This is a genomic window from Cupriavidus plantarum (assembly GCF_905397285.1).
Taxonomy (GTDB): Bacteria; Pseudomonadota; Gammaproteobacteria; order Burkholderiales; family Burkholderiaceae; genus Cupriavidus; species Cupriavidus plantarum.
The window spans coordinates 66,355-83,660 of record NZ_CAJPUX010000004.1 but is presented as its reverse complement, the minus strand read 5'-3'; the positions used below and the strand labels follow the sequence as shown (position 1 = coordinate 83,660).

The following is a 17,306-nucleotide window of genomic DNA, read 5'->3' as shown; positions in this document are numbered from 1 at the left end:
CATGGGCCGCGTCAGCCGCGATCCCGCGCACCGCGACGGCGTCGCGGCCGACGCCTTGTTGTTTCCGGATCCTGACATGGTCATGGTCCACGATGGACTATTGCGCGAAGCCAAGCAGACGCTGGACGCGATCGGTATCGACAGGATTCATGCGCCCGAGAAGACCATGGTCGTCAGCGACCATGACGTGCTCTACGGCAGCGCGCGCGCTGCCGAACGCGGGGCGTACAACCGCAAAGCGGTCAAGCGCTGGAAGATCCAGAACTTCTACGACGCCGGCCGCGGAGGGCACGGCCACATCTTTCCGATGGAAGAGGGGCTGGTTCTTCCGGGCATGTTCTATTTCGATAACGATACCCACGCGACGAATGCCGGCGCGGTCGGCGCGGTGGGCCTGCGTGTCGGCAACGAGATCGCGCGGGTACTGGCGACGGGCACGACATGGATCACAGTGCCGCGCACCGTCCGACTGGAACTGCTGGGGCGGCTGCCTCAAGGCGTGTATGCACGCGATGTCGGCTTCTATCTCGCTCGCGAGATTCAAGCCGGACGTATTCCCTTCGATCTCGACTACCGTGTGCTCGAACTGGCGGGCGACCTGGATCAGTTCGGCCTCGGTGCGCGTGTAGCGCTCTGCAGTACGCCCACAGAAATGCGCGCCGCGGGGGTCTTCGTACCGCCCTCGGAGGAAATCCTGCGTTACTGCGCGACGCACGCGAAGCGGCCGTTCGAGCCAGTCTTTCCCGACGCGGACGCGCAATACGAGGCGCAGGCGACCATCGACCTCACGGTGATAAGCCCGCAGGTCGTGCCGCCCGGAGACGTGACGAATGCGACCGACGTCGCAGCCTCGCTGGGCACCCCGGTGGACCACGCCTTCATCGGCTCGTGCGGATCCGGCATGTACGACGACATGATCATTGCCGCCAGCCTGCTCAAGGGCCGGAAGCTAGCCGATGGAGTGCGCCTGTTTGTCGTGCCCGGTTCGGAACGTTCGACCAGGCGCCTCGCGGAAGACGGACTCATGCAAGTGTTCCTCGATGCGGGCGCGATCGTGTTACCCGCGGGATGCGGCCCATGCAACGACGCCGTCGTGGGCCCGCTCGCCTCGGGAGAGGTGTCGATTTCCACGGCGACCAATAGCAACAAGGGCCGCTTCGGCCCGCGAGACGCCAGCCTCTATCTTGGAAGCCCGGCGACGGTCGCGGCCTCCGCGATCGCCGGACGCATATCGGACCCCCGCACCGCGATCGCGGATGCTGCATTGCTCGAGCGACTGGAGACCAGCTATGTCTGAGTTCGAATGGATATTGCGTGGCCGTTGCCACAAGTTTGGCGACGACGTGGCGCACGCCGGCGGAATCGTCCCGGCTCACTTCGTCACGGCCCGCGAGACCGATCCGGAAGTCCTGAAGCCGCATCTGTTCGAGGAGATCCGCAGCGGATTCGCCGCACGATGCCGCCCGGGGGACATCGTGGTCGCGGGCAAGCGATTCGGCATGGGGCCGAAGGTTCCCGGCTACATAGCGATGCGTGCGCTTGGGCTCGGACTGGTGTGCGAATCGATGCCGGTGCAGGCTTATCGGGCTGCACTGGGAGAAGGCGTGCCGGTGCTCGCGCCCAACCCGGGCATCCTCGACCTCTGTGACGACGGCGACCTGCTGGAAGTGGATTTCGCCACGGGCCTGTTCGTCAACCAGACACGCGGCACCCGCATCGGGCTCGCGCCCATCCCGTCAATCCTGCGCGATCTCGTCGCGCGGGGCGGTACCGCTGGCTGGCTCTCCCACTGGTGGCAACGCGAACGCGGTGCCGCTGACGCGTGACGTATCGCGCCTCAATTTCTGTTCCACGTCTTCCGGGAGTTCCCCGTGCCGCTTACAGCAAGACCTCGTCATTGGCTGATGGCCACCGCCGCCGCCCTTATCGCCACCTGTGCTTCGGCGCAGGATTCCGCGCCAGCGTTTCCGGCGCCGGGCCAGACCATCCGCGTCATCGTCCCGGCATCGGCCGGCGGCACGACGGACATTCTCGCGCGTGTATTGGCGCGGCACTTGCAGGAGGCCTGGAAGGTGCCGGTCATCGTCGAGAACAAGGCCGGTGCCGGCGGCGTCGTGGGGGCCACCGCCTTGCTGGCAGCGAAGCCTGATGGCCAGACGGTCATGATGGTGCCCAGCGCCTTTGGCGTGCATGCCGCGCTGGACCGCGCGCTGGCGTATGACCCGTTGCGCGACATTGCCGGCATCGGACTGATCGGCCGCTCTCCCGCCTTCCTCGTCGTATCGCCCAGAGAGAAGCTGGCCAATGCCGCGCAGCTGATAGCACGTGCGAAAGACGTTCCCCAAGGCGTGAACTATGGCTCGGCTGGCGTGGGAAGCACGGCGCATCTGCATGGCGCCATGCTCGCACGCGTGGGCGGCTTCTCGGCGACGCATGTTCCATATCGTGGCACCCCCGAAGCCATCAACGACGTGATTGGCGGCAGGCTCCTCTATGCCTTCGCGCCGGCCCCCAATGTCATCAGCCTTGCCAAGGCGGGCCAGATCGCGATCCTTGGCAGCAGTTCACCGGAAGGGGCTAGGTTCATTCCGGGTACGCCCACGCTGCCGCAGGCGAGCACACCCGGCTATGACGGCGCCGATTGGTTCGGGACGGTGGTGTCGTCAAAGGTGCCCAAAGCGATCCGCGAGAAGTTCGGCAAGGAGTTGGCGCGGATCCTCCAGCTTCCCGACGTGCGTGAGGTGTTTGTTGGCGTGGGTGCCGAGCCCGTGTCGAGCACGCCCGATCAGATGGACGACATGTTGAAAAGCTATGTCGCCAATGTCCGCAAGCTTGCCGGTGAAATGCGCATCACGCTGGAGTGAAGCGATCCCACCAGACCTGACATTCATGAGAACCCATCTCTCCAAGGAGGAAAGCCTATGAACACGACGACCCATCAATCCGCGGCAACGGCTTCGTATCGGAAGCCGGACGTGCAGTGGACAGGCGGCGAAGAGCATTGGACCACCCGCGACGGCGGCGTCGATCTCTTCATGTGGCGCAAGCCGCCGACCGGCGGGCAGAAGCCGATCGGCACGATTCTGTTCGTGCATGGATCGTCGATGGCGGGGCAACCCACTTTCGACCTGCAGGTGCCGGGCCGGCCCGACTCGTCGGTCATGGATTGGTTCGCGGCACAGGGGTTCGACACGTGGTGCGTCGACAGCGAGGGCTATGGCCGATCCAGCAAACATCGCGACATCAACTTCGACATCGCGAATGGCGCGGCGGACCTCGCTGCCGCGACGACGTACATGACCGGGCATACCGGGGCGGAGCGATTTCTCGTCTATGGCATTTCGTCCGGTGCGCTGAAGGCGGCGTTGTTCGCGCAGCAGCATCCCGAACGCGTCGAGCGGCTCGCATTGGATGCGTTTGTGTGGACCGGAGAGGGCAGTCCCACGCTCGAGGCGCGGCGCAAGCGGCTCGACGAGTGGCTTAGCAAGAATCGGCGTCCCATCGACAACGCATTCGTCCACAGCATTTTCAATCGCGATCATCCAGGCACCGCGGATGACGCGACCGTCAACGCGTTCGCCGATGCCATCCTGACGCTGGACGATTCGGTGCCCACGGGCACCTACGTCGACATGTGTTCGAAGCTGCCGATCGTGGATCCCGCAAAGATGCCGATGCCGACCATCGTGATGCGCGGCGAGTACGACGGCATCGCGAGCGAGGAAGATCTTCTTGAGTTCTTCAGTCTTCTGCCAAACAGCGACAAACAGTTCGCCGTGATGGCGGGCATCGCCCACGCCAGCTTTCAGCAGAAGAACTACAGGATGGTCTATCACATCCTCCGCTCGTTCTTCACGCAACCGGCCCCCGTCTATCGAATGACTCACTCAACCTCTGGGAATTAACATGCGTATCGGTGTAATCCTTAAAGATGGCGCTCGTCATACAGGCATCGTCTCTGGTGATGGCAAATCCTTTCGCCCGTTCCAGCTCCGTGCCGATCTGGCGCACCGTGGCGCGTTGGCCGTGATCGAGCACTCGGTCGCCAACGGCGGCGAGCTCCCTCCGCTCGAACCACACAGTTTCGATCTGCGCGAGGCGAAGCTGGAAGCGCCGCTGCCGGTCCCGCGCCGCAACCTGTGGTGCGTGGGCCGCAACTACCGTGCCCATGCGAAGGAGCTGGAGACGACGGTGTTCAAGGACAACGCGCCAGATCCGGCGGCGTGGCCCATTTTCTTCACAAAGGCCCCGGAGACCGTCATCGGGCCGACCGATACGGTGGCGTTGCCCGGCGCCTTGTCGGCACAGATCGACTACGAGGCCGAACTGACGATCGTGATAGGCAAGGGCGGCAAGAACATCTCCCGCGAAGCGGCCATGGACCATGTGTATGGCTACACGATCATCAATGACGTGACGGCGCGCGACGTGCAGATTCGCCATCAGCAATGGGATCTGGGCAAGTCGTTCGACACATTCTGCCCAATGGGCCCGTGGATCGTTACCGCCGATGAGCTTGACGGTACGAACACACGTGTGCGCTGCTGGGTGACCACCGCGTCGGGGGAGCGTGAACTGCGTCAGGATGCCCTGACCACGGATCTGATCTTCGACATCCCCACGCTGATCGAAACCTGCTCCCGGGGTATCACGCTGTATCCCGGGGACGTGATCGCAACGGGCTCTCCCGCCGGCGTTGGCATGGGGATGACGCCGCCGCGCTACCTGCGGAACGGGGACAGTGTGCGGATCGAAGTGGACGGCCTGGGCGCGATCGAGAACCGGTTCGCCTAAGGCGAACGGCGCGAGATGGGCGCCCTCGCCGCCGACATCTCGCGTGTCGCGGCCTTGCCGAACAGGTCCAGGAAGGCTCTTGCCGGTTCGGTCAGCGGCGAGCCGCGACGTTTCAGCACCTGAAGCGAACGCGTGATCTGCGGGCCGATCAATGTCCGCACCACGGCGTTCATCGACAGGGCGAGTGCTTGAACGGTGGAGGAGACGATAGCAACGCCGAGTCCTTCACTGGCGAGGACCACGGAAGTCATGTGATTCCCCGTCTCGAAGGCAGGCTGAAACGGCTCCTGCATGCTCGCAAACGCGTCCTCCGCCAGCATCCGGGCGACACTGCCCGGCGCGTTCACGATGATGGGGAGGCCGACGAGATCGGACCAGCGAACCCGGGTCAGCCTCGACAACGGATGATCGGGCATGTGGGCGACGCAGAGCTGGTCACGGCCGAGGGGGAGGCTCTCCACTTCACCGTTGTCGGCGGGCTGGAATGTCATGGCAAAGTCGACGCCTCGCGTGTAGACGTGATGAACCAGTTCGTCGCCGACGCACTCCCGAAAGCTGACATGCACTGCCGGGTGCGAGACCTGGAACTGTGACAGCACACCCGGCAGTAGCGTCGATGCAAGCAGAGGGGGCAGCGCGACCGTGATTCGTCGGACCGCTTGCTCGGCAAGCTGCTGACTATTGTTCAGGATCGACGCCGCATCCTGCAGCATGCGCTCCGCGATCGGAAGCAGGCCTTTTCCGGAGGCAGTAAGCGTGACGCCGCGTGGGTTCCGCTCGAACAGCTGAACCGAGAGTCGTGTCTCGAGCTTGCGTATCAGGATACTGAGGCCCGCCTGGCTCAGATGCATTTGCTCGGCCGCTCGCGAGAAGCCGCCGAGCCGCGCGACGCGTGCGAACGCATCCAGCTGATGAAGGTTCAGGTGCATGGATCAGGCCTCAGCGCGCGCGCGACGGAATCGCAGGCGCAGGCGCAGGCGCAGACCATCGGCGTTGGCGAGACCATACGCGATGAGGAGGACGAGCAGCGCGAGCATACCCGGGGCCACGCCAAGCATTGGCAGGCCCCACTGGTCGACGGCCCATCCGCCCGCCGAGGCGCCCAGTGCAATTCCGAGGTTGGCCGCGGACACGTTGAGCGTCATGGCGAAGGCTGGTGCACCGGCACCGGCGAGCGTGACGCGGATCTGGCTCAGCGTGATACCAGCGGTGTGGGTCAGCCCCCAGATCGCGAGCGGCACGGCGGCCTTTAGCAGGTCGTGCGACCGGCTGGCGGCAATCACCGATATCGCCAGCGTCGTCACCATGACTGCCGTGGCGAGGAGGGGCGCGCGGTCCGCCACGCGTCCCGCGATCGCATTGCCACCGAGGCCGATGATGCCGAATGCGAGCAGCGCGAGCGCGACGCCGTCGGCATCGAGGCCGATGGCGCTTTCCAGCAGGACGCCGAGGTAAGTGTAGGCGGAGAACATGGCGGCCATCAGCGCGATCGACAGGGCCAGGTGCGTGATGAATGTGCCATTACGCAGCAGACCAAGCTGGTGTGCCGTGCTGGGCGGGACATGTGGGCCCGTATCGGGGAGGAGCGTTGCGAGCGTTGCCGCGACGATCAATGGCGCGGCGGTCAGGACGATGAACGGCAGGCGCCAGTTGGCCCCCTCCGCCAGCGCGATACCGGCGGGCAGGGCGATCAGCACGCCGAGCACGAAGCCGAGATTGGCGCGTGCGAGCGCCTTGCCTTTGCCGGCCACCGCCAACCGCCCGACTTCGGCGGTGCCCACGCTGATGAATGCGGGCAATGCCGCGCCTTGCACGATACGCGCAAGCAGCATCAGCGGAAAACTCGGCGTCAACGCCATGACGGCGTTGCCCACGGCGTAGATGGCAAGTATGGCGACCAATACGTTGCGCGTGGCGAACCTTCCGGCGAAGAGTGTGACGAAGGGGCCCGCGATCGCCGCCGCCAGCGCGAACAATGCGGTTAGTTGTCCGGCGGTCGCAAGCGAGATCCCGAGATCGATCGCGATGCGCTGAAGCAACCCGACCACAATGAACTCGGTGCCGACGACTATCGCGATGGCCGGGGCGAGCAAGAGAAGCACGCGCTTCAGGTCGGCTTCACGTCGATGGGCGAGCGCGTTCATGCGTTCGCCCCGCCGTCCGCGGTGAAGCCGGCGCCGGTGATGGAGCGCGCCTCGGGGCTGGCGATAAATGCAAACAATGCGGCCAGATCGTCAGGGCTGCCATATCGTTTGATCGCCATGCGTTCGCGCTGAGCGTCCGCGCGGGGGCTATCGGCAGGATTCATATCGGTGTCGGTCGAACCCGGGTGCACCAGGTTTACGGTGATGCCGCGCGGCCCCAGATCGCGGGCCAGGCCTTTGGTCCAGCCAATCAGTGCCGCTTTGCTTGCGGAATAGAGCGTCTTGCCGGCATCGGGTACGCGCTCTGCGAGATTGCTGCCGGTGTTGATGATCCGTCCGCCTTCGCTCATATAGGGCAGGGCCGCGAGCGTAGCGACCATCACCGCGCGGACGTTGACGGCTAGCGTGGCGTCGATGTCTTCCAGCGACATGTCATCGATCGATCCCGCGCGGATGATCCCGGCGTTGTTGACGAGGATGTCGAGGCCGCCCCATTCGGCTGCCGCGCGTGCTACCGCTCCGCGTACGGAGGCGGCGTCCGCCGCGTCCATCTGCACGGCAATGGCGCGTCCGCCGCTTTCGACGATCTGGCGGACGAGGGCTTCGGCCCGACTGGCGGCGCGCTCGTAGCCCACGGCCACCGCCGCGCCCTCCGCGGCGAATCGCCGTACGACGGCGGCGCCGATACCTCGGCTGCCGCCCGTGACAAGTGCCCGCTTTTCCTGAAGGCTTCCCATGATGCGCTCCAATTCTGTGTCGATTGACACAAAATTATGCGAGAGTTGGCGAACGGTCAAGGGATTTATATAATGATCTACACAGAAATAACGGAGCGCACCATGGCTAGCCGCGGCAGACCCAGGGCCTTTGACAGAGAGGCCGCACTTGCCAGAGCGATGAACGTCTTCTGGGAAAAGGGCTTCGACAGCGCGTCGATGGGAGATCTGACATCGGCGATGGGCATCGGCTCGCCCAGCCTCTACGCCGCCTTTCATTCGAAGGAAGCGCTGTTCCGCGACGCGCTGGCGTTGTATGTCGAAACGGACGGCGCTTCGGTATGGTTGGCGGTCCAGAACGCCGAGAGCGCGTATGAGGCGGCAGAACAGTTCTTGATGGAGAGCGCGCGTGCATTTACGCGGCAGGGCAAGCCGGCAGGGTGCCTGGTCGTGCTATCGGCCGCTGGTCCGCTCGACAAGGGCGATATAGGTGACAAGGGTGACGAGGGTGACGACGTCCGCGCGGTTGCGATCAAACGGCGACGCGAGTGCGAAAGGTACCTCGCCAGGAAGCTCAAAGCGGGCGTCCAGACCGGGGAGATCGCGCCATCCACCGACATCGATACGCTGGCCGCCTACCTGATGACGATCCAGCAGGGCATGTCCATGCAGGCTCGAAATGGCATGAGCCGACACGCCTTGTTGAAGATCGCGAAGGCCGCCCTGGCCGGATGGGAGTCGCTGACTACAGCGAGCAGCCGGATCGAGGCAACATGAGCGGAGCGGCGCTTCCTGTGTCCCGCGATCTATTGCCGATGACGGTATTGCCCATGATGGTATTCCCATGATCGATCTCAACGACGTCTACTATTTCGCCAAGGTCGTCGAGCATCAGGGCATTACTGCCGCCGCCCGCGTGCTCGACGTCCCCAAGTCCAGCATCAGCCGCCGCGTCCTCGCCCTCGAAGCCGCGCTCGGCGCAAGGCTGCTTCAACGTACGTCGCGCCGGTTCGTCATCACCGAGATCGGCGCGGAGTTTCATCGTCACGCGCTGGCGATGCTCGTCGAGGCGGAAGCGGCGGAGAACGTCGTGCGCACGCGCACGGCCGAGCCGAGCGGTACGATCCGCTTCACGTGTTCCGTCGCGGTGGCGCAGCTCGTGCTCGCGACGCTGATTCCGCGCTTTATGGCGACGCATCCGCGCGTGCGCATCGTGGAGCATGCGACGAACCGGCATGTGGACCTGGTCCACGAGGGGTTCGACATGGGCCTGCGCGCGCATATGACGCCGCTGCCCGACTCGTCGCTGGTCCAGCGTCCGCTCGCGCGGATTCCGTGGACGTTGTTCGCGAGCCCGCGCTATCTCGACCGCAAAGGCACGCCCGGTTCGCCCGAGGACCTCGCCGCGCACGATGCCATCGCACTCGGTGCGCCGCAGGATACGTATGTGTGGAACCTGCGCGATGTCCGTCACGCGGACCAGCTCCATGCCGTGACGTACCAGCCGTCGCTGGTGAGCGACGACATGGCGACGTTGAAGGCGGCCGCGTGCGAAGGCGTGGGTATCGTCGCGCTTCCCGGCTATGTGGGCAAGGCCGAAATGGCCGCAGGCAAGCTCGTGCGCGTGCTGCCGCAATGGATCGCGGGCGTGGCGACGCTGACGCTGTTGATGCCGTCTCGGCGTGGGTTGCTGCCGTCCGTGCGGGCGTTTGGTGAGTACCTGGCCGAGGAGGTGCCGCTGCTGGTGCAATGATTCCCGGCGCGAATCGTCCCAAAAATGGGACGTTGGGTTCCGTCGGCAGCCGCTGTTTTCTCATCGTCCCATCAGTAAAGTGGTTCTCAAGCCGCGACCGAATCCGGATGCGGTCCCACCCCAACGGAGAGAACCCATGAACGCCCAGAACACTTCCCGCAACAACCGCCTGACCCGTGACAACGCCGTGCTGCTGCTGGTGGACCACCAGATCGGCCTCTACACCGGCGTGCGGGATATCGACACGCTGGAGCTGACGCATAACGTGGTGGGCCTTGCAAAGGCGGCGGTCGCGCTCGGTGTGCCCGTGATCTTGACGACGACCACCGAGAACGTCTGGGGCCCGCTGATCCCGGAGCTGGCTGACGCGCTGCCCGGCGTGCCAGTGATCGAACGTACGACCGTGAATGCATGGGACGAGCCGCGCGTGGTCGCCGCTGTGGAAGCGACGGGCCGCAAGAAGCTGATTGTCACGGGAATCTCGACCGACGTTTGCCTCGCCTTCCCCGCGATGTCCGCCCTCGATGCGGGCTATGACAGTTTCGCTGTGATCGATGCCTCCGGCGGCTTCTCGAAGACGCAGGTGCAGATGGGCGTTGCCCGCATGCAGCAGGCTGGCGTGGTGCCGGTCTGCTACTCGAACGTGGCCGTGGAAATCCTCGCCGACAACGCCGCACCGGAAGCGCAGGCCGTCTACGCGGCGTTGGGCATGCCGTTCGGCGGTCTCGTGTTCGGCCTCAAGCAGTATTTCTCGCGCGGCTGAGCGCCAGCGCCGATCGGGAGAATGACCATGGAATACGACATCGTCATCGTGGGCGGCGGCAGCGCGGGTGCCGTGCTGGCCCGCCGGCTGAGCGAAGTCGCGCATCGTCGCGTCCTGTTGCTGGAAGCGGGTCCGGCCTATCGGCCGTCCGGCTACCCCGACGCGCTTGCACTGGCTGACCGCGTCGGCGGCGACGCGGCGCACGACTGGGGGTACAAGTCCGAGGCAGGGGGCATCGGGCACGCGATTCACGCACGCCGCGGCCGCGTCCTGGGCGGCAGCTCCGCGGTGAACGCGGCAGTGGCGATGCGCGCGCGTTCCGCGGACTTCGAGCGCTGGGCGCGGCGCGGCATCAAGGGATGGTCCCCCGCCGAGGTCCTGCAGAGCTTTCGGAAACTCGAGTCCGCACCCTATGGCGACGAGGCCTGGCATGGACGTGAAGGTCCGCTGCAGATCCGGCAGATGGCATCGAAGGCGCTGACGCCGTCGCTGCGCGGGTTTGTGGATGCCACCGCCGCACTCGGCTTCGAACGCATCGCCGACTTCAACGCGGAGACGCAGCATGGCGTGGGGCCGTATCCGCTCAACGTGGTCGACGGCGTGCGGCAGAACACCGGCATCGCGTATCTCACCAGCGAGGTGCGCCGGCGCGCGAACCTCGAGATCCGCGCGGGAGCGGAAGTCGATCGCGTGATGATGGAAGGTGGGCGCGCGTATGGGGTACGGCTCGTCGATGGCACGCTGATCGCGGCCGGCGCGGTCATCCTGTCCGCGGGCGCCTACGGAAGCCCCTCGATCCTGATGCGTTCGGGAATCGGTCCCGCGGACGACTTGCGCGCGCTCGGCATTGCGCCGGTTGCCGATCTGCCTGTGGGCCGCCGACTGATGGACCACCCGTTCTACTACAACGTCTACGCCTTGCGGCGCGAGTTCAACGCGATGACGCCCGCGGCCGGCGCAATCCTCTGGACGCGTTCGCAGGACGCGGCAACGGGAGAACTGGACCTGCATATCTCGGCCACGCATATTTGGGACGCCGATGCGAGCCCAACGGGCGGCGCCATCGTCCTGGCCACCGCGCTGACGCTGCCGGAATCCACAGGCACGGTACGGCTGGCCAGTGTCGATCCCCGTGCCGCGCCGCGTATCGATTTCAATTTTCTTTCCACCGCGCGTGATCGGCGCCGGCTACTCGAAGGGGTCCGGCTATCGCGCCAGATAGGTGCCACGGCACCGTTTTCTGACCTGGTCGCGCACGAGATGGAACCGGGACGGCATATACAGACCGATGTGGAACTCGAAGCGGCTGTCGTCGCCGCGCTGGACACGTACCAGCATGCGACCTCGACCGCGCCGATGGGTGCGGAAGATGATCCCTCCGCAGTGGTGGATACGCTCGGCGCGGTACGTGGCATCCGCGGCCTGCATGTCGTCGATGCATCGATCCTGCCCGAGATCCCTTCCGTGGCGACGAACCTGACGACGATCATGGCGGCCGAGCATATCGCGGCGCGCGTGACCGACTGGAGCCGATGATGTCTTTCACTCATTCAACACAGCGTGTTCCATTGATCGAGGAAGACGTCGCCGCGGAACGAACGTTGCTGGATGCGTTCGTCCGCTTCTGGGCCGAGCGCGCAGGGGACGATCTTCGGGTTACCTACGACAGCTTCGTCGCGGCGACGCCATCGGCGACAGGCGTGACCGCCGTGGCGGTGGATGAGGCGGATGCCAGAGGATGGTGGCTGTTTCCGGCGGGAATGGAGGACCGTACGACCGATTCGGCCCTGCTCTACCTGCATGGTGGCGGTTATGTGCTCGGGTCCGCTACGGCGTACCGGCACTTCGCGAGCCAGATTGTGAAGCGGGTGAACCGTCCGATGTTCTTGCTCGACTATCCCCTCGCGCCGGAGCGGGCGCTGCCCGTGGCGCACGACATCGCCCTCGCCGCTGTGAAATGGCTTGGGCGCCAGGGCGTGCGCCGCCTTGCGATCGTGGGGGATTCGGCCGGCGGAGGATTATCGCTCTCGGTGATGGCGTCACTGGTACAGCACGCCCAATCGGGGGCAAGCGGGGATGGCCATGGCAATCTGCCGGCGCTTAGGGCCGGCGCGGCGTTCTCGCCATGGACCGACTTGTCGCTGTCAGGGGAGACGATGACCGACCCCCGGGTTCGCGACGTGTTGCTGACGCGGGACTACCTCGCGGATTGCGCGCGGAAGTATCTTGCCGGCGCCGACCCGAGACATGCCCTGGCTTCACCGCTGTTTGGCATACCGCCGGGCATGCCCCCTCTATACATTCAGGCGGGAAGCGAGGAGCTGCTGCGCGATGATTCGCTCCGGTACGCTGAGCGGGCGCGCGAGTTGGGGAATCCCGTGACGCTCGAAATCTGGGAGGGCCTGCATCACGTATTCCATTTCAACGTTGCCGAGCTCGCGAGTGCGCGCGCCGCGCTGAATCGCGTGGCGGGGTTCCTCGCGAGCTATCTGTGAAATGCAGGGCCGGAGGACCTGTCGTTGTGCTGTACCACATAAGTTAGTCGAATCGGAGAAGTTTGCCTAATTTATAGGGTGATGTGTTAGGCGCTACAAACAGAATACACATATATTGGACGATCAAGGCGATATTGGCTAATATATGTGGCATCATGAAAACGACGCTGCCCCCGTTTCCCTCTGTGGTTCGCCAGCTTGCCGCCCTCGGCGAGCGCCTCAGACTTGCCCGGCTCCGCCGGCAACTGACTGCGGAGTTGTTCGCGGAGAGGATGGGGGTCTCACGAGAGACGCTTCGCCGGCTGGAACTCGGGGACCCGACCATCGCCATGGGAACGTATATGCGTGCCTTGCGCGTGCTAGGTCTGGACGGCGACATCGAAGCGGTTGCCCGCGATGACACGCTCGGCCGCAAGCTGCAGGATCTCGCCTTGCCCCAGCCGAAGCCGCGCATTCGCAAGGCCTCTGGCACCACGAGGAAGAGTGGACATGGCGAAGCCACCTGACCGAATCACCTATGACGTGCATCTCGACGCGCCAGAGCTCGGCGTGAACCAACGGGTGGGTAAGCTACACCGTCACACGCACCGCACCGACGTCGCCGCCTCGTTCGAGTACGACAAGGACTGGCTCGAGAGCGATTCACGCTTCGCGCTCGATCCGCGCCTGGAACTGTGGCGGGGCGAGCAGCATCCGCCAGTGGAAGCCGCAGCTTTCGGCGTATTTATGGACTCTGCACCCGACCGCTGGGGCCGCGTTCTGATGGAGCGCCGAGAGGCCGCTGCCGCCGAGCGCGAGGGGCGCAATATGCGGGCCCTGCAAGAGATGGACTTCCTCCTTGGCGTCTTCGACCACACGCGTATGGGTGGGCTTCGCTTTCGCGGGAGCGATGGTGTTTTTCTCGACAACCACCAGAGCGCTGCGCCTCCAGTCACCGATCTCAAGGAACTGGCGCACATCAGCCGCCGTATTGAAGAGCCCGGCGTCGAAAAGCTACCGGAATATGAGCGCTGGCTTGCGATGCTCATCGCTCCCGGTACCTCGCTTGGGGGCGCCAGACCGAAGGCCAACTTCACGGACGACAATCGGCTGTGGATTGCCAAGTTCCCTGCGAAGGACGACCGTTATGACGTAGGCAGCTGGGAATATCTCATGCACCTTCTGTCGAAAAAGGCCGGCATCGTCGTGCCCGACGCTCGGTTGGCGCATCTCACCGATCGCTACGGCACGTTCTGTTCATCCCGGTTTGACCGGGTGGGCAGCGGACGGCGGATGTATGCGTCTGCCATGACCTTGCTCGAGCGGCGAGACGGAGAAGCGGGCGGAAGTTATCTCGACCTCGTCGAGTTCATCTCGGACCACGGGGCGCAGGGGCACGTGGCCGAGGACCTCGCACAGCTCTTTCGTCGCGTCATCTTCAACATCCTGGTCGGCAATCGGGACGACCACCTGCGTAACCACGGATTCATTCGTGAACCGACCGGCTGGCGGCTCTCCCCCGCATTCGATGTCAATCCAAATATGGCAAAACAGGAGCACGCGCTCGCCATCGACAGCAGGAACGCATCGCCTAACGTTGCGGTGGCCATGGCGCAGGCGGATCTGTACCGCCTAAGCAAGCAAGACGCTCAGGCGATACTTGACGAGGTGCGTGTTGCGATCGCGGACTGGCGCGAAGAGGCACGGAAGCTGAAGCTTCCCTCCATCGAAATTCAACGGATGGCGAGCGTCATTCAGGCATAGCGACGGCGCGGGCGCTCATTCCGCCCTGATGTTCGCCTGATCGACCACCTTCTTCCATTTGATCGACTCGGCGCGGATGAAGCCATCGAACGCATCGGGTCCCATGCGCGTGTACGTCAGCTCCTGCGCCTCCAGCATCGTTTTCACCGTGGGCGATTGCATCGTCCTGTCGACCTGCATCGCCAGTTTCTCGCGGATCGGTAGTGGCGTGCCCGCGGGCGCGAGCATGCCCGTCCAGTTGCGGACCTCTACGCCGGGCAGCCCGGCTTCCGCGAGCGTCGGTGTGTTCGGCAACGCCTGCGCGCGCGTCTTGCCCAGCGTCGCGATCGGCACCAGTTGGCCGCCCTTGATGAACGGCAACGCCGGCGCGAGCGTGGCGAACGACATGGCGACCTGACCTCCCACGAGGTCGCTGAGCGCCGGCACGTTGCCCTTGTAGGGCACATGCGTCATGGATACGCCGGCCGTGGACTGGAATAGTTCGCCCGCGAGCTGACTCGTTGTGCCCGTGCCGCCGGAGGCGAAGGTCAACTCGTTGGGCCGCGTCTTGGCGAGGGCGACGACTTGCGTCAACGTCGTCGCGGGCACCTTGGGGTTCACGACAAGCACGGTCTCCGCGTCCGCGACGAACGCGACCGGCGAGAAGTCCTTCGTCGCGTTGTAGGGGATGTTGCGGTAGATCAGCGGGTTGACGACCTGCGTGCCGATCGTCCCCATGACAAGCGTGTGGCCGTCAGGCGGGCTCTTGGCGACTACGTCTGCGCCAATGTTGCCACCGGCGCCAGGCCGGTTCTCGACCACGACGGGTTGTCCGAACGCGTTGGACATGTCCGTCGCGATCAGCCGCGCGAGGGCGTCCGAGTAGCCGCCCGCCGGGAATGGCACGACGATGCGCATCGGCTTTGATGGGAACTTTACCGCGGGGTCGGCGGCGGCAGCGGCATTGCCGGCCGCGGCAAGGCAGAGGGCGGCGACCGCAAGCGCGCGCGGAAGGACGGTGCGCAGCGGCATCATGATCGGTTTCATGATCGGTTCTCCTGTCAGAAGGACATCTCGGTCAGCGGCACGACGCGCACACCCTGGCGCTCTAGCTCGGCACGTACGAGCGTGGCGAGCGTCACCGCGGTGGGCTCGTCGCCGTGCGTGCAGAACGACCGAATGGCCGAAGGCAATCGCTTGCCCGATGCCGTGATGATCGCCTGCTCCTCGATGAACGACAGCACCTGCCGCGCGGCGACCTGTGCATCCTTGATGACCGCGTTCGCTTCCGTGCGCGGTGTCATCAGGCCGGAGTCCGTGTAGGTGCGATCCACGTACGCTTCTTCGGCCACCTTCAGCTCCTTGGCATGGCCTGCCTTGACCATTTCCGAGCAGGCATTCGCCACGAAGATCAGTTCGCGGTCCGCGGCGCGGATGCCGCGCGCGATGGCGCTGGCGATCTCGTAGTCGTGATGCGCCATGTTGTTGAGCGCCCCATGCGGCTTGACGTGCGTGACCCGCGCGCCCTGCGCGGCCGCGATCGCCTGCAGTGCGCCAATCTGGTACGTGATCATGTACTCGAGGTCCTGCGCGTTCATCGCGATCTGCCGGCGGCCGAAGCCCCACAGATCGTTGAAGCCCGGATGCGCGCCGATGGAGGCGCCGCACTCCAGCGCGAGACGGACCGTCTTCGTCATCACGGTGGCATCTCCCGCATGGAAGCCGCAGGCGATGTTGGCGGACCGGATCACCTTCATCAACGCCGCGTCATTGCCGATCGTGTACTTGCCGAAGCTCTCGCCCATATCGGCGTTGAGGTTGATCTCTTGCTGCATCCAGGTCGCTCCTGTCGTGGGGGTCGTGACGCGTTCGTACGCGTTGCATTGAATGTAGAATCGGCCTGAAACTGTGTCCAATGCATTTATAGAGCGTTCATCGATGCACAACATGCATAAGCAAGCGGCGAGAGGGCGAAGATGGTCGATCTGAAAGCGCTGCGCTGCTTCGTCGTGGTGGCGGAACTGCTGAGCGTGTCGAAGGCCGCGCCATTGCTCCATATCAGCCAGTCGGCGTTGTCTCGGCAGATCCAGGGGCTGGAGGAAGCGCTCGGCATCCAGCTGTTCGACCGCGTCGGCAAGCGCCTCGTCCTGACGGCCGAGGGCGAGGACCTGTTCCCCCGGGCGGCGAGCCTCGTGGATCAGGCGCTCGAGTTGTCGTCGCGGGTGGAATCGATGGTCAGGGGAGAGGTCGGGCTGCTGCGAATCGGAGCGACCCCTCAGACCATCGAAGGGCTCTTGTCCGGCGTGCTCGTGTCGATGCGGAAGAAGTATCCCTCGATCGAGACGTCGCTTGTCGAAGGTCCGAACGACTATCTACTCGAACAACTGCAGTTGGGCACGGCGCACGTGGCCATCGCCGCGCTGCCTGAACGGCATGACTTCGAATACAAGGAACTCTTCATGGGCCGGCTGTTCGCGGTCGTGCCCGCGCAGCACAAGTTTCCATCGGGAGAGGCGGCGGACATCCGGACGCTTGCCACGCATCCCGTGTTGTTGTTGAGGCGCGGGTTCATGACGCGCAGTCTCTTCGACCGCGCTTGCCTGGCCGCGGCCGTGCGGCCGCATGCGCTGCTGGAGAGCGATAGCACGCAGACGATTCTTTCGCTGGCGGACGCGGGACACGGCGTCGCGATCGTGTCCTCGACCGCCATCCATCATCGCGCGCCGACGGACAAGAGCCGAATCGTCTCGCTGACGCTCGATGGCAAGCCGCTGGGGCAGATGATCTGCGCCGTATGGAATCCACGGCGTTCGCGGTCGTCTATCCTGAATCCGTTTCTGCGGGAGCTGGACGCGCACGTGGCGTCGTCGCCGGCTTACCGGCGCCCCCGAGGCAAGCGGAAGTGAGCGGCACCGATTG

At 64.8% G+C, this 17,306-nt stretch carries 18 protein-coding genes; 13 read left to right on the top strand and 5 right to left on the bottom strand.

The window, feature by feature from the left end:
* The first annotated feature begins 1 nt into the window (after nt 1).
* The 5 genes from KHP16_RS18005 (at nt 2) to KHP16_RS17985 (ending at nt 4,794) form a co-directional block, all read left to right on the top strand.
* The gene (locus tag KHP16_RS18005; RefSeq protein ID WP_211960813.1) at nt 2–1,297 is read left to right on the top strand and encodes an aconitase family protein; all 1,296 of its coding nucleotides are present in this window, start codon (nt 2–4) and stop codon (nt 1,295–1,297) included.
* A complete protein-coding gene (locus tag KHP16_RS18000) occupies nt 1,290–1,826 on the top strand; it encodes a 3-isopropylmalate dehydratase small subunit (RefSeq protein WP_109584592.1) in 537 nt (178 codons plus the stop codon). Before KHP16_RS18005 ends, KHP16_RS18000 begins: the two co-directional genes overlap by 8 nt.
* 78 nt (nt 1,827–1,904) lie before the next feature.
* Nucleotides 1,905–2,864, top strand: a complete 960-nt coding sequence (locus KHP16_RS17995; protein WP_211960812.1) for a Bug family tripartite tricarboxylate transporter substrate binding protein — start codon at nt 1,905–1,907, stop codon at nt 2,862–2,864.
* Between the two features lie 57 nt (nt 2,865–2,921).
* On the top strand, nt 2,922–3,905 hold the full coding sequence (locus tag KHP16_RS17990; RefSeq protein WP_211960811.1) for an alpha/beta hydrolase: 984 nt from the start codon (nt 2,922–2,924) through the stop codon (nt 3,903–3,905).
* 1 nt (nt 3,906) lies between these two features.
* Entirely contained in the window at nt 3,907–4,794 is an 888-nt protein-coding gene (locus KHP16_RS17985; protein WP_211960810.1) for a fumarylacetoacetate hydrolase family protein, read from the top strand.
* On the opposite strand, the gene KHP16_RS17980 is transcribed toward KHP16_RS17985, so the two are convergent.
* Genes KHP16_RS17980 through KHP16_RS17970 form a run of 3 tightly spaced genes read right to left on the bottom strand, consistent with a single transcriptional unit; the run spans nt 4,791 to nt 7,675 of the window.
* Nucleotides 4,791–5,723, bottom strand: a complete 933-nt coding sequence (locus KHP16_RS17980; RefSeq protein WP_115955195.1) for a LysR family transcriptional regulator — start codon at nt 5,721–5,723, stop codon at nt 4,791–4,793. The two genes, KHP16_RS17985 and KHP16_RS17980, sit on opposite strands and share 4 nt — an antisense overlap.
* 3 nt (nt 5,724–5,726) lie before the next feature.
* Nucleotides 5,727–6,938 (bottom strand): MFS transporter, encoded by a 1,212-nt coding sequence (locus KHP16_RS17975; protein WP_211960809.1) that lies wholly within the window; start codon nt 6,936–6,938, stop codon nt 5,727–5,729.
* Nucleotides 6,935–7,675, bottom strand: a complete 741-nt coding sequence (locus KHP16_RS17970) for an SDR family oxidoreductase (RefSeq protein WP_211960964.1) — start codon at nt 7,673–7,675, stop codon at nt 6,935–6,937. Before KHP16_RS17970 ends, KHP16_RS17975 begins: the two co-directional genes overlap by 4 nt.
* Nucleotides 7,676–7,777: 102 nt before the next feature.
* Here KHP16_RS17970 and KHP16_RS17965 point away from each other — a divergent pair, with 102 nt between their 5' ends.
* The 7 genes from KHP16_RS17965 to KHP16_RS17935 all read left to right on the top strand — a co-directional run bounded on the left by KHP16_RS17965 (nt 7,778) and on the right by KHP16_RS17935 (nt 14,408).
* Nucleotides 7,778–8,431, top strand: coding sequence for a TetR/AcrR family transcriptional regulator (locus tag KHP16_RS17965; RefSeq protein ID WP_211960963.1), 654 nt, complete (start codon nt 7,778–7,780; stop codon nt 8,429–8,431).
* Nucleotides 8,432–8,498: 67 nt separating this feature from the next.
* Entirely contained in the window at nt 8,499–9,407 is a 909-nt protein-coding gene (locus KHP16_RS17960) for a LysR substrate-binding domain-containing protein (RefSeq protein WP_109584598.1), read from the top strand.
* A 136-nt stretch (nt 9,408–9,543) separates the two neighbouring features.
* The gene (locus KHP16_RS17955; RefSeq protein WP_109584599.1) at nt 9,544–10,170 is read left to right on the top strand and encodes an isochorismatase family protein; all 627 of its coding nucleotides are present in this window, start codon (nt 9,544–9,546) and stop codon (nt 10,168–10,170) included.
* Nucleotides 10,171–10,191: 21 nt separating this feature from the next.
* Nucleotides 10,192–11,706, top strand: a complete 1,515-nt coding sequence (locus tag KHP16_RS17950) for a GMC family oxidoreductase (RefSeq protein ID WP_211960808.1) — start codon at nt 10,192–10,194, stop codon at nt 11,704–11,706.
* A gap of 32 nt (nt 11,707–11,738) precedes the next feature.
* Nucleotides 11,739–12,665, top strand: coding sequence for an alpha/beta hydrolase (locus KHP16_RS17945; RefSeq protein WP_211960807.1), 927 nt, complete (start codon nt 11,739–11,741; stop codon nt 12,663–12,665).
* Between the two features lie 155 nt (nt 12,666–12,820).
* Nucleotides 12,821–13,171: a helix-turn-helix domain-containing protein gene (locus tag KHP16_RS17940; protein ID WP_211960806.1), complete on the top strand. Its 351-nt coding sequence runs from the start codon at nt 12,821–12,823 to the stop codon at nt 13,169–13,171.
* On the top strand, nt 13,155–14,408 hold the full coding sequence (locus KHP16_RS17935; RefSeq protein WP_211960805.1) for a type II toxin-antitoxin system HipA family toxin: 1,254 nt from the start codon (nt 13,155–13,157) through the stop codon (nt 14,406–14,408). Before KHP16_RS17940 ends, KHP16_RS17935 begins: the two co-directional genes overlap by 17 nt.
* 15 nt (nt 14,409–14,423) lie before the next feature.
* Here the strand turns inward: KHP16_RS17935 and KHP16_RS17930 are convergent, their stop codons facing one another.
* Together KHP16_RS17930 and KHP16_RS17925 are read right to left on the bottom strand one after the other, a co-directional pair.
* Complete coding sequence (locus KHP16_RS17930) at nt 14,424–15,434, bottom strand: Bug family tripartite tricarboxylate transporter substrate binding protein (RefSeq protein ID WP_211960804.1); 1,011 nt, start codon at nt 15,432–15,434, stop codon at nt 14,424–14,426.
* A gap of 14 nt (nt 15,435–15,448) precedes the next feature.
* Nucleotides 15,449–16,222 carry a LamB/YcsF family protein gene (locus tag KHP16_RS17925; RefSeq protein WP_211960803.1) on the bottom strand — a complete coding sequence of 258 codons (774 nt, stop codon included), beginning with the start codon at nt 16,220–16,222 and terminating at the stop codon, nt 15,449–15,451.
* 141 nt (nt 16,223–16,363) lie between these two features.
* Between KHP16_RS17925 and KHP16_RS17920 the strand changes: the two genes are divergently transcribed.
* The gene (locus KHP16_RS17920) at nt 16,364–17,293 is read left to right on the top strand and encodes a LysR family transcriptional regulator (RefSeq protein ID WP_211960802.1); all 930 of its coding nucleotides are present in this window, start codon (nt 16,364–16,366) and stop codon (nt 17,291–17,293) included.
* The last annotated feature ends 13 nt before the right edge of the window (nt 17,294–17,306 follow it).